Raw genomic sequence first — 21536 nt, 5'->3', positions numbered from 1 at the left:
CGTGACAGTTACCGTCTTGTGAATTCGTTTGTCAACTGTCAGTGGCTGTCATTAGCCTCTTGCGTATGACTAGTCAGACGACCATCGACAAGGCGCCGCCGCCGCAGAATCCCGCGCCCGCACCGGCCAGGGGGCTCAGGGGACACCCCTGGCTGACGTTGATCGGTGTGGCGATCGGCGTGATGATGGTCGCGCTCGACGGCACGATCGTCGCGATCGCCAACCCCGCCATCGCCAAGGACCTCGGCACCACGATGGCCGGCGTCCAGTGGATCACCAACGGATACCTCCTCGCGCTCGCCGTCGCACTGATCACCGCGGGCAAGCTGGGTGACCGCTTCGGCCACCGCCAGACCTTCCTCATAGGCGTGGCGGGCTTCGCGCTCGCCTCCGGCGCCATCGGATTCTCCGAGAACGTCAGCCTGGTGGTCGCCTTCCGCGTACTCCAGGGCCTCTTCGGCGCACTGCTGATGCCGGCCGCGCTCGGCCTGCTGCGCGCCACCTTCCCCGCCGAGAAGCTGAACATGGCGATCGGCATCTGGGGCATGGTCATCGGCGCCTCCACCGCGGGCGGCCCGATCGTCGGCGGACTGCTCGTCGAACACGTCAGCTGGCAGTCGGTGTTCTTCATCAACGTGCCGGTCGGTGTCATCGCCCTCGTACTGGGCCTGGTGATCCTCAAGGACCACCGCGCCGAGAACGCCCCGAAGTCCTTCGACATCCCCGGCATCCTCCTCCTGTCCGGCGGCATGTTCGCGCTGATCCTGGCCCTCATCAAGGGCTCGGAATGGGGCTGGGGCGGTACGAAGACGCTGGGCTTCCTCGCGGCAGCGGTCGTCCTCTTCGTGCTCTTCGCCTTCTGGGAGACGAAGGTCAAGGAGCCGCTCATTCCGCTCGGCATGTTCAAGTCCGTTCCGCTGTCCGCCGGTACGGTCCTGATGGTGCTGATGGCCTTCGCCTTCATGGGCGGCCTCTTCTTCGTCACCTTCTATCTCCAGAACGTGCACGGCATGAGCCCGGTCGACAGCGGTCTGCACCTGCTGCCGCTGACGGCCATGATGATCGTGTCCTCACCGATCGCGGGCGCGCTGATCACCAAGTTCGGCCCGCGTGTCCCCCTGGTCGGCGGCATGGTCTTCACCGCGGTGGCGATGTTCGGCATGTCCACCATGACCACGGACACCGCCACGCTCCCCATGTCGCTCTGGCTCGGGATGCTCGGCCTCGGCCTCGCCCCGGTCATGGTCGGCGCCACGGAGGTCATCGTCGGCAATGCCCCGATGGAGCTGTCGGGTGTCGCGGGCGGTCTCCAGCAGGCCGGTATGCAGGTCGGCGGCGCGCTCGGTACGGCGGTGCTGGGCGCCGTAATGGCCGCCAGGGTCGACAACGACCTGCCCGCGAACTGGGCCGATGCGAAGCTGCCGCCGCTCACGCCCGCGCAGCTCGACCAGGCCTCCACCGTGATCGAGATGGGCGGAGCCCCGGTCCCGCCGAAGGCTCCACAGCCCGTCGCCGAGGCGATCACCTCGGTCGCGCATGACACGTTCGTGTCGGGCATGGGCCTGGCCTTCACGGTCGCCGGCGTGGTCGCGGTCGTCGCGGCGCTGGTCGCCACGCTGACGAAGCGCGGCGCGAACGCGGAGGCGGGGGCGGGCGGCGCCCACATCTGACGTCAACCCGGTGCGTACGACCGCCCCGCCGGACGGTTCCGGCGGGGCTGTCGCCTATCCGGGTGGAACGTCCCCCGGGCCCTTACGCCCCTGCGTCCTCGCAGGTCAGGGTGCGGTCAACTGATCCGCACAACACGGGGGTTGATCCAGATGCGTACGACCGTACTCGCGGCCGGAATCCTGACCGTCGCGGCACTCCTGCCGCAGACCGCCCACGCGACGCCACCGCGCCTCGGGAGCTGTGCCACCGGCGAGCTCTGCCTGTGGGCGAAACCGGACTTCAAGGGCGGGCGCCAGGCCCACGAACTGTCCGGCATCGACATCGAAAGCTGCGTCCCACTGCCTCCGGGCACGGACGCCCAGTCCCTGGCCAACCGGACGGGGCGGCCGGTTACGACGTACCAGTCGCGGGAGTGCGAGGAGACGGGCGAGTTCGAGACGTATCCGGGAGGGGGGACGTGGGTGCCGCAATCCCCTTACCGGGTCAGGGCGTTCAAGGTGTGGGAGAGCTGAACGGGCCGTTCCGGCGGAAACCGGCCCGAGACCCTCAGCGGGCCGCAGGCCGGTCCGCGGCGGGCGCAACCGGCTCGGACCCCTGAGCGGGCACCTGCGCCGCCGCCCCGCCCGAAAGCCGGCCGACCTCCGCCCGCAGTTCCCTGACCTCCGCGGTCAACGCTTCGAGGAGCGCCGTCTGACGGCGCTCCTCGACGTCGTCCCGCTCGAAGCGGGAGATGAACCAGGCCGCGATGTTCGCGGTGACGACACCGAGCAGCGCGATACCCGACAGCATCAGGCCCACCGCGAGCATCCGCCCGAGCCCCGTCGTCGGGGAGTGGTCGCCGTACCCGACCGTGGTCATCGTCGTGAACGACCACCACACCGCGTCACCCAGCGTCTTGATGTTCCCGCCGGGAGCGCCGCGCTCGACCTCCAGCACGGCCAGCGAGCCGAACATCAGCAGGCCGAGCACCGCGCCCCCGACGTACGTCGTCAGCTGTATCTGGGGGGCCACCATGGCGCGTCGGCCGACCAGCAGCAGGGTGGCGACGAGCCTCAGCAGTTGCAGCGGGCGCAGCAGCGGCACGAGCACCGCGAGCAGGTCCAGCGGGTGACTGCGTACGAACAGCCACTTGCTGGGCGCCAGAGCAAGCCGTACGAGGTAGTCCAGGGCGAAGGCACCCCAGACCACCCACTCGGCGATCATGCATGTCCGGCGCACTGCGCCATTGGCGTCGGGCGCGACGATCGGCACCGCGTACGCGACGGCGAAAGCCACCGCCAGCCACAGCAGGACCCCCTGCGTGCGCTTTTCCCACCGGCTCTGCGCCGTCTGCACCTTCATGCCCGCATCGTATGGAACGCGCAACGAGGGAAGAACGGAAGGGGCGGCGGGACCTCATGAGGTCCCGCCGCCCCTTCCCACCAACAACCGCGGTTACGCGTCGCCGCCCGCCGCCCCCGGATCCGCCGCTGTCACATCGAGCAGCCGGTACCGGTCGACAGCCTGCTTCAGCGCCGAGCGGTCGACCTTGCCCTCCTTGGCGAGCTCGGTGAGCACCGCGAGGACGATCGACTGCGCGTCGATGTGGAAGTACCGGCGGGCCGCACCACGCGTGTCGGCGAAGCCGAAGCCGTCCGCACCGAGCGAGGAGTACGAGCCCGGAACCCAGCGCGAAATCTGGTCCGGAACCGAACGCATCCAGTCGGAAACAGCCACGAACGGACCCTGCGCACCCGACAGCTTCTGCGTCACGTACGGCACGCGCTGCTCCTCCTCCGGGTGGAGCAGGTTGTGCTCCTCCACCGAGACGGCATCGCGGCGCAGCTCGTTCCAGGAGGTGGCGGACCAGACGTCGGCCTTGACGTTCCACTCGTCGGCGAGGATCTGCTGAGCCTCGACCGCCCACGGCACCGCCACACCGGAGGCCATGATCTGGGCCGGAACCGCGCCCTTCTCACCCTCCTTGAAGCGGTAGATGCCCTTGAGGATGCCGTCGGTGTCGACGTTCGCGGGCTCGGCCGGGTGCTGGATCGGCTCGTTGTAGACGGTCAGGTAGTAGAAGACGTCCTCGGCGTTCTCGCCGTACATCCTCCGCAGACCGTCCTGGACGATGTGCGCGATTTCGTACCCGAAGGCCGGGTCGTACGCGACACAGCCCGGGTTCGTCGAGGCGAGCAGCTGTGAGTGGCCGTCCGCGTGCTGGAGGCCCTCACCGGTCAGAGTCGTACGTCCGGCGGTCGCACCCAGCACAAAGCCGCGCGCGAGCTGGTCGGCCATCTGCCAGAACTGGTCGCCGGTCCGCTGGAAACCGAACATCGAGTAGAAGACGTACACCGGGATCAGCGGCTCGCCGTGCGTGGCGTACGCCGAACCCGCGGCGATCAGCGACGCCGTGCAGCCCGCCTCGGAGATGCCGTCGTGCAGCATCTGACCGGTCGGGGACTCCTTGTAGGCGAGCAGCAGATCGCGGTCGACCGCCTCGTACTGCTGCCCCAGCGGGTTGTAGATCTTCGCACTCGGGAAGAAGGCGTCCATACCGAAGGTGCGGTACTCGTCGGGCGCGATCAGCACGAAACGCTTGCCGATCTCCTTGTCCCGCATGAGGTCCTTCAGCACACGCACGAAAGCCATGGTGGTGGCGATCGACTGCTGACCGGACCCCTTCTTCGCGGCCGCGTACGTCTTCTCTTCCGGCAGCGGCAGCGGCTTCGCCCGTACGACACGGGTCGGTACGTACCCGCCCAGCCCATTGCGCCGGTCGTGCATGTACTGGATCTCTTCCGAGTCGCGACCCGGGTGGTAGTACGGCGGGTAGCCCTCGTCCAGCTGCTTGTCCGTGATCGGGATGTGCAGCCGGTCGCGGAAGCGCTTCAGGTCCTCGACCGTCAGCTTCTTCATCTGGTGGGTCGCGTTGCGGCCCTCGAAGTTCGGCCCCAGCGTCCAGCCCTTGACGGTCTGGGCGAGGATCACGGTCGGCTGGCCCTTGTGCGCCTTGGCCGCCGCGTACGCCGCGTACACCTTCTTGTGGTCGTGACCGCCGCGGCCCAGGTGCAGGATCTGGTCGTCGGTCATGTTCTCGACCATGGCGCGCAGCCGGTGGTCGTCACCGAAGAAGTGCTCGCGGATGTACGCGCCCGTCTCCGTGGCGTACGTCTGGAACTGGCCGTCCGGCGTCGTGTTCAGCTTGTTGACCAGCACGCCGTCGCGGTCCTGGGCGAGCAGCGGGTCCCAGCTCCGGTCCCAGACCAGCTTGATGACATTCCAGCCGGCGCCGCGGAACTGCGACTCCAGCTCCTGGATGATCTTGCCGTTGCCGCGCACCGGGCCGTCGAGGCGCTGCAGGTTGCAGTTGACGACGAAGGTCAGGTTGTCCAGGCCCTCACGCGCGGCGATGGACAGCTGGCCGAGCGACTCGGGCTCGTCCATCTCGCCGTCGCCGAGGTACGCCCAGACATGCGACTTGGAGGTGTCGGCGATGCCGCGCGCCTCCATGTAGCGGTTCATCCGCGCCTGGTAGATCGCACCGAGGGGGCCCAGACCCATCGAAACGGTCGGGAACTCCCAGAAGTCCGGCATCAGCCGCGGGTGCGGGTAGGACGACAGTCCGTACGGCGCCTTCGACTTCTCCTGGCGGAACGCGTCGAGCTGCTGCTCGCTCAGCCGGTCCAGCAGGAACGCGCGGGCGTAGATGCCGGGGGAGGCGTGCCCCTGGAAGAAGATCTGGTCGCCGCCGTCGCCCTCGTCCTTGCCGCGGAAGAAGTGGTTGAAGCCCACGTCGTACAGCGAGGCGGAGGAGGCGAACGTGGCGATGTGACCGCCGACGCCGATACCCGGGCGCTGCGCGCGCGACACCATCACGGCCGCGTTCCAGCGGGTCGCGTTGAGGACCTTGCGCTCGATCTCCTCGTTGCCGGGGAAGAACGGCTCGTCCTTGGTGGCGATGGTGTTGACGTAGTCCGTGCTGCGCATCTCCGGAACGGCGACGCGCTTCTCCCGCGCGCGCTCGATCAGACGGAGCATCAGGTAGCGGGCGCGCTCACGGCCCCGCTCGTCGACGGCGGCGTCGAGGGAGTCGAGCCATTCCTGGGTTTCTTCGGGATCGAAGTCCGGGACCTGGCTCGGAAGGCCGCCAATGATGATCGGATTGCGATCGGATCCGGAAGCCACGCTGTTCCTTCGCTGGTTGGGTCGTGAGGGGTGTCGCGCCGCCTCCATCGTGTACCCCGGGAACGCAAACGTCATCTCTACCGAGGGGTAACCCCCGCCCGGTGAGAAGGCTCGTCGTCAGCCCCAGGACGGGTCCGAGGAGGATCCGAGGATGGGTCCGGCCAAATCGCAACCTTACGCCCAACACGTTCACGCGTTCCGTAAGGCTGTTCGCCCTCGAACGGCCCACCGAAGCCGCGTAGGCTTACAAAAGTGCCGGAATGGGGTGTGGGATGAGTCACCGGACGGCCTGTGGCCGGGTCTGGAGTTGCGGTGAACCCGCCCTATCCGTCACCGTTTCGGCTGTCTCCACGGCCGGGTACTTGCGCGATCGGTCCCGCACGTGTGGACTACGGCCAACGCCCACGCACGCGCGTGGGCTGAAGGTATTCCCCAAAACATGATCAGGAGGCAATCCGTGAGCGCGACCGCGGACCACGCGGAGGAGCGGACCAACCCGGCAGCACGCCTGGGGTTCGAGCCCGGACAGGTGGTCCAGGAGATCGGCTACGACGACGACGTCGAGCAGGAACTCCGTGAGGGTATTGAGGCCATCACCGGCCAGGAAATCGTCGACGAGGATTACGACGACGTCGCTGACGTCGTTGTTCTCTGGTTCCGTGACGAGGACGGCGACCTTACGGACGCGCTGGTGGACGCCATTGGTCTGCTCGAGGACGGCGGCCAGGTGCTGCTGCTGACCCCGAAGACCGGCCGTGACGGGTACGTCGAGCCCAGCGACATCAGCGAGGCTGCGCAGACGGCGGGTCTTTCCCAGACCAAGACCGTCAGCGCGGGCAAGGACTGGAGCGCCGGCCGGCTGGTGACCCCGAAGGCAAAGCGCTGAGCCACCGCCGCGTCCGAGCAGACTCCTCATGAGCAGGCTGCGCCCAAGGCGAACCAGGGCCCCCGCCGACATCAGTCGGCGGGGGCCTTTGCGTAGGCTGTCTCACCCGTACAGACCACCCCGTACAGACCCCCGCAAAGATCACCTCTGAAGGGACGGCGTTTCATGGCGATCGAGGTCGGCACTCAGGCCCCGGACATCGAGCTCAAGGACAACCACGGCCGGACCGTGAAGCTCTCCGACTTCCGCGGCGAGAAGAATGTGGTGCTGCTCTTCTACCCGTTCGCCTTCACCGGTGTCTGCACGGGCGAACTGTGCGCGCTCCGTGACGAGCTGCCGCAGTTCGTCAACGACGACGTGCAGCTGCTCGCCGTCTCCAACGACTCGATCCACACGCTCCGCGTCTTCGCCGACAAGGAGGGCTTCGAGTACCCGCTCCTGTCGGACTTCTGGCCGCACGGTGAGGCCTCGCGCGCGTACGGCGTCTTCGACGAGGAGAAGGGCTGCGCGGTGCGCGGCACCTTCATCATCGACAAGGAGGGCGTGGTGCGCTGGACCGTCGTGAACGCGCTGCCCGACGCCCGCGACCTGAACGAGTACCTCAAGGCGCTCAACAACCTCTGAGACCCACCGGCCCCGGAGCGGCCTTCCGCAGGCGGAAAATCGGGACTTGACAGCTACTGCGGGCGGGAACCGGTCACTAGGATCGACTCGTTGATCCGATACCAGCGCAATACGGGGTGCCTCGGCCCCTCGACATCACATGGGAGGACTCGTGGGAGTCAGCCTCAGCAAGGGCGGCAACGTCTCGCTGACCAAGGCCGCCCCCAACCTGACCGCGGTCATCGTCGGTCTGGGCTGGGACGCTCGTACCACCACCGGGGGTGACTTCGACCTCGACGCCAGCGCCCTGCTGACCAACACGGAGGGCAAGGTCACCAACGACTCGAACTTCGTCTTTTTCAACAACCTCAAGAGCCCCGACGGTTCCGTCGAGCACACCGGTGACAACCTCACCGGTGAGGGCGAGGGCGACGACGAGGTCATCAAGGTGAACCTGGCCGGTGTGCCGGCCGACGTTGCCAAGGTAGTGTTCCCCGTCTCGATCTACGAGGCCGAGGCGCGGCAGCAGAGCTTCGGCCAGGTCCGCAACGCGTACATCCGCGTGGTGAACCAGGCCGACAACGCGGAGCTCGCGCGCTACGACCTGAGCGAGGACGCCTCGACCGAGACCGCGATGGTCTTCGGCGAGCTCTACCGCAACGGTCCGGAGTGGAAGTTCCGGGCAATCGGCCAGGGTTACGCCTCGGGCCTGCGCGGCATCGCGCAGGACTTCGGCGTCAACGTCTGAGCCTGAGCCAGACCGCCTTCCCGTCCGGCGTCGCACGCGACATGTGCGGCGCCGGACGTGCCTGACCACTCATCCGTACCGCGGGGAGGATGCAAGATCATGGGCGTTACGCTCGCCAAGGGAGGCAATGTCTCCCTCTCCAAGGCCGCACCGAACCTCACTCAGGTCCTGATCGGGCTCGGCTGGGACGCGCGCTCCACCACTGGAGCCCCCTTCGACCTCGACGCCAGCGCACTGCTGTGCGAGAACGGCCGGGTGCTCGGCGACGAGTACTTCGTCTTTTACAACAACCTCAAGAGCCCCGAGGGCTCCGTCGAGCACACTGGTGACAACCTGACCGGTGAGGGCGAGGGCGACGACGAGTCGCTGCTGGTCGACCTCTCCCAGGTGCCCGAGCGCGTGGACAAGATCATTTTCCCGGTCTCCATCCACGACGCAGACAATCGCGGCCAGACATTCGGCCAGGTCAGCAATGCTTTCATTCGCGTGGTGAATCAGGCCGACGGTCAGGAACTGGCTCGCTACGACCTCTCCGAGGACGCCTCCAGCGAGACCGCGATGATCTTCGGTGAGGTGTACCGGTATGGCGGCGAGTGGAAGTTCCGGGCCGTAGGGCAGGGGTATGCGTCGGGCCTGAGAGGCATCGCCCTAGACTTCGGGGTCAACGTTTCGTAAAGCCGCGCACGGCGCGGGGGAGACCCGTACTTACACGATGGGGTAACCAGTGGTTCTCAAAACCTTCGGCTGGTCCTTTGCCGTCACGGCAATTGGACTGGCATTCGCCGCCTGGCAGTGGGGGTGGGAGGCGTTCGGGGTCGTACTGATCCTGTCGATCCTCGAGATCTCACTGTCCTTCGACAACGCGGTGGTCAACGCCGGAATCCTGAAGAAGATGAATGCCTTCTGGCAGAAGATCTTCCTCACCGTCGGCATCCTGGTCGCCGTCTTCGGTATGCGGCTGGTCTTCCCCGTAGCCATCGTCGCCATCAGCGCCAAGGTCGGCCCGATCGAAGCGATCGAGCTGGCGATGGACAATCCCGATCAGTACGAGTCGCTGGTCACGGACGCCCACCCGGCGATCGCCGCCTTCGGTGGCATGTTCCTGTTGATGATCTTCCTGGACTTCATTTTCCAGGAGCGCGACATCAAGTGGCTCGGCTGGCTGGAGCGTCCGCTGGCCAAGCTCGGCAAGATCGACATGCTGTCGGTCTGCATCGCGCTGATCGCCCTGATGGTCACGGCGATGACCTTCGCCGAGCACGCGCACACCAGCACGGGCTACCTGGACAAGTCGGACACCGTCCTGCTCTCCGGCGTCGCCGGCCTGATCACGTACCTCATTGTCGGCGGCCTCTCCGGCCACTTCGAGAACAAGATCGAAGAGGAAGAGGAGCGCGAGCACGAGGAGGAGGAGAAGGCCAAGGCGGAGGGCAAGCCCGTTTCCGTGGTCGGCCTCGCGGGCAAGGCTGCGTTCTTCCTCTTCCTCTACCTGGAAGTCCTCGACGCGTCCTTCTCGTTCGACGGTGTCATCGGCGCCTTCGCGATTACGAACCACATCTTCTGGATGGCGCTCGGCCTCGGCATCGGCGCGATGTACGTACGTTCGCTCACGGTCTACCTGGTCCGCCAGGGCACCCTTGACGACTACGTCTACCTGGAGCACGGCGCGCACTACGCGATCGGCGCGCTCGCGGTCATCCTGCTCGTCACCATCGAGCACGAGATCAGTGAGCTCATCACCGGTCTTGTCGGTGTCCTCCTGATCGCCGGGTCGTTCTGGTCCTCGCTGCACCGCAACAAAAAGATCGCTGCCAGCGGGGGAGATGACGGCGCCCCCGGCGAGAAGGCCGAGATTCCGTCCGGGGTGTGACCCACCAGATGGTGTGACCCGGCAGGTATTGAGGAACGCTCTGACGTGGGGCGGTCACGAGGCATTGGCCTCGCGGCCGCCCTGCGGCGTGAGTGCCGCGGCTTTACGAGACACCTGGGGGTGGGATGGCTTTCTGGGACAGCCTGCGACGGGACAGGGCGGAACAGTTCGCGTCCGGCAGTGCGGCAACCAACGCGATCGAACTGACCAAGCGGCACCCGACGGTCTCGCTCAGCAAGCAGGGCGCCGACAGCGGCAATCTGCGGGTCAACCTGTCCTGGCGGATGCGGACTTCCGACATCGGGGGCAGGCAGCGGCGCAGCGGCAGCGTCTGGCGGCGGCCGTTCAAGTTCTTCCAGCCGGATGCGGTCCAGGCGCACACCCAGGGCGTGGTCAATGTCGACCTCGACCTGGGCTGCCTGTACGAGCTGGCGGACGGCACCAAGGGCGTGGTGCAGCCGCTGGGCAGCTTCTTCGGCAGCCTGAACGCGCCGCCGTACATCAAGCTCAGCGGCGACGACCGGTTCGGCGCCCCGTCGGGCGAGACGATCTATGTGAACCTCGACCAGCGCGAGTCGATAAAGCGACTACTGGTCTTCGTGTACATCTACGACCAGACGCCGGCCTTCGACCGTACGCACGCCGTGGTCACGCTCTTCCCGAGCAACGGCCCGCGGATCGAGATCGAGCTCGACGAGCGTGCCCCGCAGGCGCGTTCGTGCGCGGTCTTCACCGTCGAGAACGTCAAGGGCGATCTGGTGGTGCGGCGCGAGGTGAAGTTCGTCTACGGCTTCCAGGCGGAGCTCGACCGGCTGTACGGGTGGGGGCTGCAGTGGGGGCGCGGCTACAAGACCAAGATCTGACGGAGGTCCGCTGTCCTCTGCCGTCCTCCGCTGTCGTCCGCCCTAGGGGCGGACGAACTGGGGGCCCTGCGGCGGCAGCCTGAAGTTCGGGTCCGGCGCGAAGGCAGCGGCGGCGGCCGGCTGCGGGTAGCCGTAGGCGGGCTGTGTCGTCGCTGACTGGGGGTAGCCGTAGGCGGGGGCAGGTGCGGGTGCCGGCTGGGGCGCGGCGGGCTGCGGGTAGCCGTACGCGGGCTCGGCGGGCGGCTGGGCGGGCGGGACGGGGGGCGCCGACGGCTCGGAGGCCGGTGCGGGCTCTGTTGCCGCTGTCGCTCCCTCGGGGGAGCTCTCGTTCCCTGTCTCGTCCACGGAGATGCCGTGGTCGGTGGCCAGCCCGATCAGACCGTTCGAGTAGCCCTCGCCCAGCGCCCGGAACTTCCAGCCCTCGCCGCGCCGGTACAGCTCGCCGCAGATCAGCGCGGTCTCCGCACCGGTCTCCGGTCTGACCTCGAAGTAGGCGAGCGGCTCGCCGCTGCCGGCCGCCGTGGCGTCGTACACCTCGATGCGCAGGTCCCGTACGCGTTCGAACGGGACGTCGTCCGTGGAGGCGACGATCAGGACCCGGTCCACGGCGGGTTCGAGCGTCGCCAGGTCCGTCTGCACCGAGTCGGTGACACAGTCCGGGAGCCGCTTCTTGCCCAGGCTCCGGACCAGGCCGGAGGGGTGGCGGGGCTGGTTGTAGAAGACGAAGTCCTCGTCGGAGCGCACGCGCCGGTCGACGCCGAGCAGCAGAGCCGAGGCGTCCACTTCTGGGACGTCGGGGCCCGGGGTCCAGCGCAGTACGGCCCGTACGGCCGTCGCATCGAGCGGGACGTTCGAGCCCTTCAGCATCGCGTGCGTCATGCCCTTCATCCTGCCTTCCCGCTGGTGGTACGGACAACGCGGGGGCCTGTTCGGTACGTCCGGCGGAGTGGACCTTCCACCCGAGTTACCTGGAATTCATCCACCTGGGGAACTCTTGACACCCTCCCCTACGTACTATTACCGGCCACACATCGACAGGCCATTGCGGCAGCACGGGGGGACCTTCATGCATCATTTCGGGCATATCCCGCGCTCTGTCCGGGACGGCCTCTTCCATCAGGCGCCGGGCGAGTTCAATGCGGAGTCCCCGGCGAAGACGCTTGCGGCCGCCCTGGGAGCCACGCTCTACAGCCCGGCCACGCGGCCGAAGATCGCCGACGACGTGGCGAAGCAGGCCGGGCGCGGAGTCGTCTCCATGGTGCTCTGCCTGGAGGATTCCATCGACGACGCGGAAGTCGGCAACGCCGAGGAGAACCTCGTCCGGCAGTTCGCGGAGCTCGACGCGCGGGGTACGGAGCCGCCGCTGCTGTTCGTCCGGGTGCGCGAGCCCGAGCAGATTCCGGACCTCGTGCACCGGCTCGGGCCCTCGGCGCGGCTGTTGTCCGGATTCGTACTTCCGAAGTTCACCGAGGACCGTGGAGTCGGCTTTCTGGAGGCGCTCGCGGCGGCGGAAGCCGAGTGCGGACAACGGCTGTTCGCGATGCCGGTCCTCGAATCGCCGCAGCTGCTCCACCTGGAGACCAGGGCCGAGACACTCCGCGGCATCGCCCGCACCGTCGACAAGTACCGGGAGCGGGTGCTCGCGCTGCGCCTCGGGGTCACCGACTTCTGCTCGGCGTACGGGCTGCGCAGAGCGCCCGACATGACGGCGTACGACGTGCAGATCGTGGCCGGCGTCATCGCCGACGTGGTGAATGTCCTCGGGCGCTCCGACGGCACGGGGTTCACGATCACCGGGCCCGTGTGGGAGTACTTCCGGGTCCAGGAGCGGATGTTCAAGCCGCAGCTGCGCCGCAGCCCCTTCATGGGGGAGGCGGAGAAGCTGCGTGCGGCGCTCATCGAGCACGACATGGACGGTTTGCTGCGGGAAATCTCCCTCGACCGCGCCAACGGGCTGCTCGGCAAGACCTGCATTCACCCCTCGCACGTCCTGCCCGTGCACGCGCTGTCGGTGGTCAGCCATGAGGAATTCAGCGACGCACAGGACATCCTGCGGCCCGAGCGGGGCGGCGGCGGAGTGCTGCGTTCCGCGTACACGAACAAGATGAACGAAGTGAAGCCGCACCGCGCCTGGGCCGAACGCACGCTGCAGCGCGCCGAGGCCTTCGGTGTGGCGCGGGAGGACGTCGGCTTCGTGGAGCTGCTGACCGCCGGCATAGCCGGCTGAGATCCGGGACTGAGATGGAGACGGACGACGTGGTGTGGTCGGGAACGTGGGTCGCGGAGCGGCTCGGTGTCGAACTCGTCGGCGAAGGCGGCGAGGGCGGACCGGGCGATCTGAACGATCTGCTGGGCCTGGCCCTGCGCCGCAACCCGAAGCGGGCTCACCTGCTCGTCTCCAATGTGCTCGGCAAGCATGTGCCGCAGCTGCCCTCGCGGGTGTACGGAGCCGGGTTCGCGCTGGGCGAGGACGTACGAAAACTGCTGGGCGAGGCCGCGGCCACCGACGCGGTGGTCCTCGGGTACGCCGAGACGGCGACCGGCCTCGGCCACGCGGTGGCGGACGGCGTGGGCGTCGCGCCGTACCTCCACTCGACGCGCCGCCCGGTGGCGGGCGTGGCGACGGCGGGCGGCTTCGAGGAGTCCCACTCGCACGCCACGTCGCACCTGCTGCTGCCGGAGGACCCGGCGTTGCTCGCGGGCCAGGGGCCACTGGTTCTGGTCGACGACGAGTTCTCCACCGGCAACACGGTGCTCAACACCATCCGCGACCTGCACGAGCGCTACCCGCGCGAGTGGTACGTGATCGTGGCCCTGGTCGACATGCGCTCGGCGCGGGACCGGGGCAGGCTGGACGATTTCGCGCGGGAGATCGGCGCGCGGGTCGACCTGCTCGCGATGGCATCGGGAACGGTCCGCCTGCCGGAGGACGTACTGGAAAAGGGCCAGGCATTGGTGGCCCACCACGAGTCCCTGCCGACCACACCCACGACTGCCGCTGTCCCTGCCGTCGTCGCTGCCAACTTCGCCCGCATCGACCTCGACTGGCCCGTCGGTGTGCCCGACGGCGGGCGGCACGGGTTCCTGCCCGCCCACCGCGCCGACCTTGAGGACGCGCTGCCGGGCATGGCGGAACGTATCGCCGGGGCGTTGCCCGAGGGCGCCCGCCGCGTACTCGTCCTCGGCTTCGAGGAGTTGATGTACGCGCCGCTCAGGCTGGCCGGTGCGCTGGAGGAGCGCGTCGGCGCCGAGGTGCGGTACTCGACCACCACGCGCTCACCCGTGCTCGCCGTCGACGACCCCGGCTACGCCATCCGCACCCGGCTCGTCTTCCCGGCACACGACGCCCCCGCCGACGGCCCCGGCGCGCGCTACGCCTACAACGTGGCCGGCGCCGGCTTCGACGCGGTGGTCGCCGTGGTCGACTCCGCCGCCGACACCCCCGAGCTGTACGCCCCCGACGGCCTCCTCGCCCGGCTCGCCGCCCACATCCCGCATGTGGTGCTGGCGGTCGTCCCCTCGTACGTACCCGAGCCGTACGCACCCGAGAACGTCTCGCACACCGAGAACGCCCCGCACGCCCAGCACGCCCCCGAACGGCAGGAACCGCCCATGCCCGAGCCCCTCCGCGGCCCCGCCTTCTCCTCGTATGCCCCGGAGGACGTCGGCTGGCTGCTCCAGGACCTCTCTGACGTCGAGCTCGAAGCACCGACGGAGGAGCGCGAGGAGGCGATCCAGAGCGGCGGCGCGCACTACGCCGAGTCGCTGCCCGTCGAGTACCAGCCGAGCGCCCAGTACCAGGAGCTCTTCAAGGCGGCCCTGGAGACCTCGGCCGCCCGCATCGCCCGCGCGGTCGCCGTCGTGACGGAGACGGTCCTCGCCGAACGGTCCCCGCGCCCCGTACTGGTCTCACTCGCCCGCGCCGGCACGCCCGTCGGCGTACTGATGCGCCGCTGGGCGCAGTACCGCCACGGCCTCGACCTGCCGCACTACGCCGTCTCCATCGTCCGGGGCCGCGGCATCGACCGGACCGCCCTGCGCTGGCTGGCCGCGAACCACGACCCGGCCGACGTCGTCTTCGTCGACGGCTGGACGGGCAAGGGCGCGATCACCCGCGAACTGGCCGACGCGCTCAGCGCCTTCGACGGCTTCGAGGGCTTCGACGGCTCCGAGGGGTCCCAGGGATCCCCGGCCTTCAACCCGGAGATCGCCGTCCTCGCCGACCCCGGCAGCTGCGTAAAGACGTACGGCACCCGCGAGGACTTCCTCATCCCCTCCGCCTGCCTCAACTCGACCGTATCCGGCTTGATTTCGCGTACGGTCCTGCGTTCCGATCTGGTCGGCCCGGGCGACTTCCACGGCGCGAAGTTCTACCGCGAGCTCGCCGCCGACGACGTGTCCGGCCACTTCATCGACACCGTCGCCGCCCGCTTCGACGAGGTCGCCGACGAAGTGGACGCCGAGGTGAAGGAGCTGCTCTCGGCGGACCGGGACCCCACCTGGGAGGGCTGGGCGGCCGTCGAGCGGATCAGCGAGGAGTACGGCATCCACGACGTGAACCTCGTCAAACCGGGCGTGGGCGAGACGACCCGCGTCCTGCTGCGCCGCGTCCCCTGGAAGATCCTCGCCAAGCGCGACGCAGGCGCCGACCTCGACCATGTGCGCCTGCTGGCGGAGCAGCGCGGGGTACCGGTCGAGGAGGTCGACGGGCTCCCGTACACCTGCGTCGGGCTGATCCACCCCCGGTACACGCGCGGCGCGACGGGCGCGGACGGCAAGGCGGTGGCATCCAAGTGACTGCCGAACGCCCTCCCGTCCTGGTGGCGAGTGACCTCGACCGCACGCTGATCTACTCGGCGGCGGCCCTCGGCCTGCGCATGCCCGATGCGGAGGCGCCGCGCCTGCTCTGCGTCGAGGTGTACGAGAGCAAGCCGCTCTCGTACGTCACGGAGGCCGCCGCCGGCCTGATGACGCAACTCGCCGCCGACACCTGCTTCGTACCGGCGACCACCCGCACCCGCGAGCAGTACCAGCGCATCCAACTCCCCATCCCCACCCCCCGGTTCGCGATCTGCGCCAATGGCGGCCACATCCTGGTCGACGGGGTGTCCGACCCGGACTGGCAGGAGCAGGTGGCGAAGACCCTCGCGGACGAATGCGCCTCCCTGCCCGAGGTCCGCGCCCACCTCGTCCGCGCCGCTGACCCGGCCTGGCTGCTCAAGGAGCGGGTGGCCGAGGACCTCTTCGCGTATCTCGTCGTGGAGCGCGCGCTGCTGCCGGACGAATGGGTGAAGGAACTCGGCGAGTGGGCCGAGGCCAAGGGCTGGACGGTCTCGCTGCAGGGTCGCAAGATCTACGCCGTACCCAAGCCCCTCACCAAGAGCGCGGCCATGCGCGAGGTGGCCCGCCGCACCGGCGCCACGCTCACCCTCGCCGCAGGCGACTCCCTCCTCGACGCGGACCTGCTGCTGGCGGCGGACCGGGGCTGGCGTCCTGGGCACGGCGAGCTGGCCGACACGGGCTGGACCGCCCCGCAGGTCACGGTCCTGCCGGAGCGGGGTGTCGCGGTGGGCGAGGAGATCCTGCGGTCCTTCATTCGCACGGCCGCCCGATTCCAGGTCTGAGCGCGAGATCCGGCCGACCTGTGATATTTGGGAGGGACCTGACCAGTCCAACCTGACAGGGAGCGCGATGAGCAAGGGAAACAGCCTCAAGATCACCGATGAGCTGTATGCGTACGTCATGGCGCACAACTCGCCGCTGGACGCCGTGCAGCGCGAGCTCGTGGAGACGACGCAGACACGCTTTCCGGAGTACGCGGGCATGCAGTCCGCCGAGGAGGAGGGGACGCTGCTGGCCTTCCTGGTACGGCTGACCGGCGCCCGGCACATCGTCGAGGTCGGCACCTTCACCGGCTTCTCTGCACTGTCGATGGCGCAGGCGATGCCCGCCGACGGCCGGCTGATCGCGTGCGACATTTCGGAGGAGTGGACGGCGTACGGGCGCGAGGCGTGGGAAAAGGCGGGCGTCGGGGACCGCGTCGAGCTGCGGATCGGCCCTGCCCTGGACACCTTGCGCGCGATGCCGGCGGAGCCGCACATCGACTTCGCCTACATCGACGCGGACAAGGTCAACTACGTCCCGTACTGGGAGGAGCTGGTGCCGAGGATGAGCCGGGGCGGGGTGATCGCCACGGACAACGTCCTCTACGGCGGCCAGGTCGTCGACCCGGACGCGACGGGGTCCGCGGCCGCGATCAAGGAGTTCAACGACAGGGTGACGGCCGACGAGCGCATGGAGAGCGTGATGCTCCCGGTGGCAGACGGCCTGACCCTGTCACGAAAGCGCTGACCAGGACGGAAGCAGCGGGCTCAGCTGCAGCACCCACCGCCGCAGCAGCCTCCCCCGCCACCACCGGCAGCGGGCGCGGGCCCGGCGGACTTGGCGGTTCCGCCGACGGCGACCGCGGACAGCAGCTTGACGGTGTCCTCGTGTCCGTCGGGGCAGGTGGCGGGCGCGGAGGACTCGGCCATGGGCCGGTTCAGCTCGAAGCTGGTGCCGCAGGAGCGGCAGCGGTACTCGTAACGGGGCATGCACACAGGTTACTGAGTCCCGCAATGGCTCAGGAGCCCGCGCCCCGCTCCTCCCGTATGTCCGACACGACCCGGGCCACGGCCCGCCGTACGGCCTCCGTCTCGGTCAGGAAGTGCCAGTAGTCGGGGTGACGGCCCTCAAGGCCCGCGACGGCCCGGTCCAGCCTGGCCACGGAGTCGTCCAGCGGGCGGGCATGCCGGGGATCGGGGGTGTTGCGCCCGGCCATGGCCAGCCGCTGCGCGTCCCGGATGGCGAACCGCGTGCGCTGGATCTCCTGCTGCGGATCCTTGGCCACGGCATTGAGCCGCTGCAGCCGGTCGCCGGCCGCCGACACCGCCTCGTCGGTGGAGTTCAGGAGTGCCCTGACCGTACTGAGCAGGGAAGTGGCGTCGGGCCAGCGCTGCTCGTCGCGCGCCTTCGCCGCCTCCCTGATCTTCTCCTCGGCCTGCCGGACGGTGCTCGCCGTCTGCGCGGGTACGCCCTGCAGGTCCTGCCAGCACGCCACCGTGAACCGGCGCCGCAGCTCACTCAGGATCGGCTCGACCTTCTCGGCCCGGGTCGTCAGCGCCTGCGCCCGGGTCCGCAGCGACACCAGCCGCCGGTCGATCTCGGCGGCCCGCTCCGGCAGCCGCTCGGCCTCGGCCCGTACCGCCTCGGCATCGCGCAACACCTGGTCGGCGCGCTGCAGCGTCTCCGGTACGCCGTGCCGCCCGGCGCCCTGATTGAGCTTGGTCAGCTCGGGCGCGAGGGCGGCCAGCCGCGCGGCGAGATCATCGGCCTTGAGCCCCGAGGCCCGTACGGTATCGAGCGCGTTGCTGGCCGCGAGGAGCATCTGCCGGGCCCGCTCCACGGCGGGCGCGAGCCGGGCGAGCTGTGTCTCGGCGGTGTCGAGCAGTGGCCCGAGCCCCTGCGCGAAGCGGTCGAGCTCGCCATTGACCCGTACCAGCTCGTCCTTGGCCTTGGTCAGCTCCGCCCGCGCTCGCGCAGCGGTCGAGGCCTCCAAGTCGTCCCGGTCGAGATCGTGCGCGTCGACGGCCGTGATGTACGCATGACTAACCTCGTCGATACGCCGCCCGAGCGCCGCGAAGTCCTCAACGACCTTGCGTGCCTTGGCCGAACTGTCCACTGCGGTAATCGTCTCGATCGAGATCCGCAGGTCACGCTGCGCGGTATCCAGCTCGTAAAAAGCCGCGGCGGCCGCATCCTTGGCGGCCTGCGCATCGGCCCTTACGCTCTCGCCCCGCCCCCCGAACCAGCGTCTCGTACCGCCCCCGCCGCCCGCGAAGGCGAAGGGAAGCGCGGCGATCAGCGGCACCGGCAGAAGCACGAGCGCGACGACGTCCCGGACGGCACCCGCTTTCGTACGGCGGCGTACTTGCTGCGTGTACGGCTGCGTGCGTGTCGCCGTCACATCCCTCTCCCGTGCTGTGTCCGCCCTGCCCGGCTACATTCTCCCACCAGGTAAAGACGAACACACGGGCCGATTAGTTCGGGCTTTGCACCCTGACTTCGCCGTTGTCACTGCGTGCCCTCACGACATGCGGGCTGCCGGAGTCGCGCGGCACGTCCACGTTGACGTCGCCGTTGTCGCTCTTGGCCGTCACGTTGTAGGTGGCTCGGGGCAGGTCGATGTTGATCTCACCGTTGTCACTACTGGCCTCCACAAGCCCAGGCACCCCCACAAATGCCAGCCAGACACTCCCGGAGTCGGCGCTGACGTTCACCTGCTTGGACGAGATCCCCTGCCCGCGGACGTCCCCGTTCGAGCTCTCCAGATCCAGAGCACCGCTGGAGTCCTTGACGATCACTTCACCGTTGTCGGAACGGATCTTGAGCGCGGTATCGAACCCGGCGGCAGTCACGCTCCCGTTGTCGTCCCTGACGGTCACCGCGACGCCACGCGGCACGGTCACCCGATGCCACGAGTCGCAGTCACTGGCCAAGGCGGTGCAGTGCTGCCGGAGCACCAGCCGCCCGTCCTTCATCTCCCAGGTGGACTCGGGCCCCTCCCCGAGAAACACCCACCCGTCGGCCCGCCGAGTGACCTCCACGTCCTTGACGTCACCAGGCACGACCTCAAGCACGGAATTGTCGGCATCGATGGTCAGAGCGCCCCCACTGAATGCAAACGCCTTCTCCTCGGCGGGCGCGTCCTTGGCCTGCGAGCCACCACATCCACTCAGCGCAACCACGGCGACGACGGCCCCGCCGACGGCAAGGAAGGTGCGGGTGTGAAGTGCCACGGTGATCGTTCCCCCAGGTAGTCCCACTGACGAGCCCCCACCGTACGAACGGAACCCATCCCAAGACGATGCGGCCGCCCACCGAACAGCAGGGGGGTTAACCCCACCCCACCCCATGACGGCGCCCGCCAGCGACCCCTCCCACCCCCGACCAGGCAACGGGTTGGGATCCGGCCCCCTGGGCCATGTACGCTGTTGCCTCATCCACGGGTGCGTAGCTCAGGGGTAGAGCGCTGCTCTTACAAAGCAGATGTCGGCGGTTCGAAACCGTCCGCGCCCACCAGTAGGTAGCACGACAAAGGCCCAGGTCACCGGCAGTAAGCCGGAAGCCTGGGCCTTTGTCGTTTCTCCACACCCCGCGCACGGCGCACGGCGCGGGGCACAGCGCCTCTGCGGCGCGGCCTGCCTCCTGTCTCCGCCCCGGCCGGCCGCGCCCGGCGGCGCGCTGCGCGCTCGGGGGATGGGGACAGGAAGCCCGATGTGGCTGGGGCGGTCGGCCCTGCCGGATAGTGCGGGGAATCACGGGGAACAGCGGAGAACGTACTCTGCGGCTATCGGGCGCCAGTGCTGTTCCGCCGCAGGTCAGCAGAGTTCCGGAGCCGCCGACCGCCGGCCCGCTCGTAGCCGCCTACATACACCACCGCCGCCAGCAACTCCCGCGCCTGCCGAGGGTTGACAACGACCCGACGGTCAATCTCTTGGACGGCTTGCTTTCCCAGGCCGGCACACGCATCACATGGACGATCCGGCCCGTGCTCTTCCTGCCGCTCGCTGCACCGCCAAGGCGCCGAACTCCCAGCCTGCGCATACGACTTCGAGCCCCACGCACCCGGCCGGCGCGCGCCCCGCGGGCGGAGGTATGGCCCGGCGCCCGGGCCTGTGGCCCGGGCGCCGAGACCCATTTCGGTGAGCTGCGCTACGCGATTCTCTGTTACCAGTGACCGTGACCGTGACCGTGGCCATGGCCGTGTTCGCAGCCCATTTCGGAACCGACGTGGTTCCACTGTGCGCCTGGACTGCCCTCGCCGTTCAGCAGGTTGCCGGCCAGGCCGTTGGCCACCCCGACCTGGCCGAGGATGTCGACGTTCAGGTCGTGGGACTTGCACCCGCCGCCATGCATGGCGGCCGCGCCTTGGGCGGTGGCGGTGCCGGTGCCTATGAAGCTGATGCTACCGACGATGGCGGCCGCAACAGCGGCCTTGTGAAGCTTGCGCATTTCTCCTCCTTGGGATGAGTAGAGCGCACCACCAAAAGATCCACTTGGCGCTCAATTCGGAGGCTAATCCGATATCTCCCAAAGCGCTCATCGGAGCTGGCATCCGGGGCCCTGAGGCTCAACCGGTCACGGAGACTTCTTACGGGGCCGGCACAAGTCAGGGGTCGCGTTCACCGTCTTCAGCAGGTACAACCTGCCCATCCTGGCGCCTACACACGTGATCAACTCGTCAAGGTCCCGCCAGCAGGGGCCGGTTGCTCTCTGGTTCCAACTCTCGTCGACGGTCCGCCACATCGAGAGCACCGGATGCCCGAAGCTTCCCCGGCCGGCGGGAAGGTACCGATGGGCGTAGCCGGGCATCAGCACCGGCGCCTCCGCCAGATGGCGCCGCGCCGTGTCCAGTGCCGCCGCCCCATCGGTCGGACGCTCACCCCAGCCCGCGTACCAGAACCCGTTGTGCTCGACGCTGAGGAGAACGCCCTCAACCGGCCGGTCGAGCTGTCGATGCAAGCTGTCCAGAGACGTGCGGCTTCCGCCCCATCCTTGCCCCTCGTTACTGATCACCGCCGCACGCTGACCCCAACGGGGGTCGGCCGTCACGCAGTAGCACGCGCTCCGTCTCAGTTTCCTTCTCATTCAGCCGCGTTCACAGACGTTCAGAGAGATCCCGCCCAC

The 21536-nt window shown here is 68.6% G+C and carries 19 protein-coding genes and 1 tRNA gene; 13 read left to right on the top strand and 7 right to left on the bottom strand.

Going from position 1 to position 21536, the window contains the following annotated elements; translation table 11 throughout:
* Positions 1–65: 65 nt before the first annotated feature.
* Both J7I98_RS03505 and J7I98_RS03500 read left to right on the top strand, forming a co-directional pair.
* Positions 66–1670: an MFS transporter gene (locus J7I98_RS03505; protein ID WP_214916865.1), complete on the top strand. Its 1605-nt coding sequence runs from the start codon at positions 66–68 to the stop codon at positions 1668–1670.
* Between the two features lie 150 nt (positions 1671–1820).
* Positions 1821–2183 (top strand): peptidase inhibitor family I36 protein, encoded by a 363-nt coding sequence (locus tag J7I98_RS03500; RefSeq protein ID WP_214916864.1) that lies wholly within the window; start codon positions 1821–1823, stop codon positions 2181–2183.
* A 34-nt stretch (positions 2184–2217) separates the two neighbouring features.
* Here the strand turns inward: J7I98_RS03500 and J7I98_RS03495 are convergent, their stop codons facing one another.
* Both J7I98_RS03495 and aceE read right to left on the bottom strand, forming a co-directional pair.
* On the bottom strand, positions 2218–3012 hold the full coding sequence (locus J7I98_RS03495; protein WP_214916859.1) for a potassium channel family protein: 795 nt from the start codon (positions 3010–3012) through the stop codon (positions 2218–2220).
* 93 nt (positions 3013–3105) lie between these two features.
* Positions 3106–5838, bottom strand: coding sequence for a pyruvate dehydrogenase (acetyl-transferring), homodimeric type (aceE, locus tag J7I98_RS03490; protein ID WP_214916856.1), 2733 nt, complete (start codon positions 5836–5838; stop codon positions 3106–3108).
* A gap of 457 nt (positions 5839–6295) precedes the next feature.
* Between aceE and J7I98_RS03485 the strand changes: the two genes are divergently transcribed.
* The 6 genes from J7I98_RS03485 to J7I98_RS03460 all read left to right on the top strand — a co-directional run bounded on the left by J7I98_RS03485 (position 6296) and on the right by J7I98_RS03460 (position 10808).
* Positions 6296–6724 carry a DUF3052 domain-containing protein gene (locus tag J7I98_RS03485; protein WP_214916844.1) on the top strand — a complete coding sequence of 143 codons (429 nt, stop codon included), beginning with the start codon at positions 6296–6298 and terminating at the stop codon, positions 6722–6724.
* A gap of 165 nt (positions 6725–6889) precedes the next feature.
* Entirely contained in the window at positions 6890–7348 is a 459-nt protein-coding gene (locus tag J7I98_RS03480; protein WP_214916841.1) for a peroxiredoxin, read from the top strand.
* A gap of 151 nt (positions 7349–7499) precedes the next feature.
* Positions 7500–8075: a TerD family protein gene (locus J7I98_RS03475; protein WP_214916838.1), complete on the top strand. Its 576-nt coding sequence runs from the start codon at positions 7500–7502 to the stop codon at positions 8073–8075.
* Between the two features lie 99 nt (positions 8076–8174).
* Positions 8175–8750: a TerD family protein gene (locus tag J7I98_RS03470; protein ID WP_214916836.1), complete on the top strand. Its 576-nt coding sequence runs from the start codon at positions 8175–8177 to the stop codon at positions 8748–8750.
* Positions 8751–8799: 49 nt separating this feature from the next.
* On the top strand, positions 8800–9945 hold the full coding sequence (locus J7I98_RS03465; RefSeq protein ID WP_214916833.1) for a DUF475 domain-containing protein: 1146 nt from the start codon (positions 8800–8802) through the stop codon (positions 9943–9945).
* Positions 9946–10070: 125 nt separating this feature from the next.
* The gene (locus J7I98_RS03460; protein WP_214916830.1) at positions 10071–10808 is read left to right on the top strand and encodes a Tellurium resistance; all 738 of its coding nucleotides are present in this window, start codon (positions 10071–10073) and stop codon (positions 10806–10808) included.
* Positions 10809–10850: 42 nt separating this feature from the next.
* Here the strand turns inward: J7I98_RS03460 and J7I98_RS03455 are convergent, their stop codons facing one another.
* Positions 10851–11687, bottom strand: a complete 837-nt coding sequence (locus J7I98_RS03455) for a TerD family protein (protein WP_214916827.1) — start codon at positions 11685–11687, stop codon at positions 10851–10853.
* 187 nt (positions 11688–11874) lie between these two features.
* Here J7I98_RS03455 and J7I98_RS03450 point away from each other — a divergent pair, with 187 nt between their 5' ends.
* The 4 genes from J7I98_RS03450 to J7I98_RS03435 all read left to right on the top strand — a co-directional run bounded on the left by J7I98_RS03450 (position 11875) and on the right by J7I98_RS03435 (position 17159).
* On the top strand, positions 11875–13035 hold the full coding sequence (locus tag J7I98_RS03450; protein WP_214916813.1) for an HpcH/HpaI aldolase/citrate lyase family protein: 1161 nt from the start codon (positions 11875–11877) through the stop codon (positions 13033–13035).
* Positions 13036–13049: 14 nt separating this feature from the next.
* Positions 13050–15605: a phosphoribosyltransferase gene (locus tag J7I98_RS03445; protein WP_214916810.1), complete on the top strand. Its 2556-nt coding sequence runs from the start codon at positions 13050–13052 to the stop codon at positions 15603–15605.
* Positions 15602–16432 carry an HAD family hydrolase gene (locus tag J7I98_RS03440; protein ID WP_214916807.1) on the top strand — a complete coding sequence of 277 codons (831 nt, stop codon included), beginning with the start codon at positions 15602–15604 and terminating at the stop codon, positions 16430–16432. Before J7I98_RS03445 ends, J7I98_RS03440 begins: the two co-directional genes overlap by 4 nt.
* Before the next feature lie 67 nt (positions 16433–16499).
* A complete protein-coding gene (locus J7I98_RS03435; protein WP_214916804.1) occupies positions 16500–17159 on the top strand; it encodes an O-methyltransferase in 660 nt (219 codons plus the stop codon).
* Positions 17160–17179: 20 nt separating this feature from the next.
* On the opposite strand, the gene J7I98_RS03430 is transcribed toward J7I98_RS03435, so the two are convergent.
* The 3 genes from J7I98_RS03430 to J7I98_RS03420 form a co-directional block, all read right to left on the bottom strand.
* Positions 17180–17401, bottom strand: a complete 222-nt coding sequence (locus J7I98_RS03430; RefSeq protein WP_214916801.1) for a zinc ribbon domain-containing protein — start codon at positions 17399–17401, stop codon at positions 17180–17182.
* Positions 17402–17430: 29 nt separating this feature from the next.
* Positions 17431–18813 (bottom strand): hypothetical protein, encoded by a 1383-nt coding sequence (locus J7I98_RS03425; protein WP_308377662.1) that lies wholly within the window; start codon positions 18811–18813, stop codon positions 17431–17433.
* Positions 18814–18886: 73 nt separating this feature from the next.
* Positions 18887–19651 (bottom strand): DUF4097 domain-containing protein, encoded by a 765-nt coding sequence (locus J7I98_RS03420; protein WP_374225072.1) that lies wholly within the window; start codon positions 19649–19651, stop codon positions 18887–18889.
* Positions 19652–19853: 202 nt separating this feature from the next.
* Here J7I98_RS03420 and J7I98_RS03415 point away from each other — a divergent pair.
* Positions 19854–19928: transfer RNA gene (locus J7I98_RS03415), tRNA-Val, on the top strand.
* Positions 19929–20576: 648 nt separating this feature from the next.
* On the opposite strand, the gene J7I98_RS03410 is transcribed toward J7I98_RS03415, so the two are convergent.
* Entirely contained in the window at positions 20577–20861 is a 285-nt protein-coding gene (locus J7I98_RS03410) for a hypothetical protein (protein ID WP_214916787.1), read from the bottom strand.
* Positions 20862–21536 lie beyond the last annotated feature (675 nt).

Origin of the sequence: Streptomyces sp. ISL-98 (genome assembly GCF_018614055.1) — a bacterium.
GTDB lineage: Bacteria > Actinomycetota > Actinomycetes > Streptomycetales > Streptomycetaceae > Streptomyces > Streptomyces spiramyceticus.
This window is presented reverse-complemented; position numbering and strand designations above follow the sequence as displayed.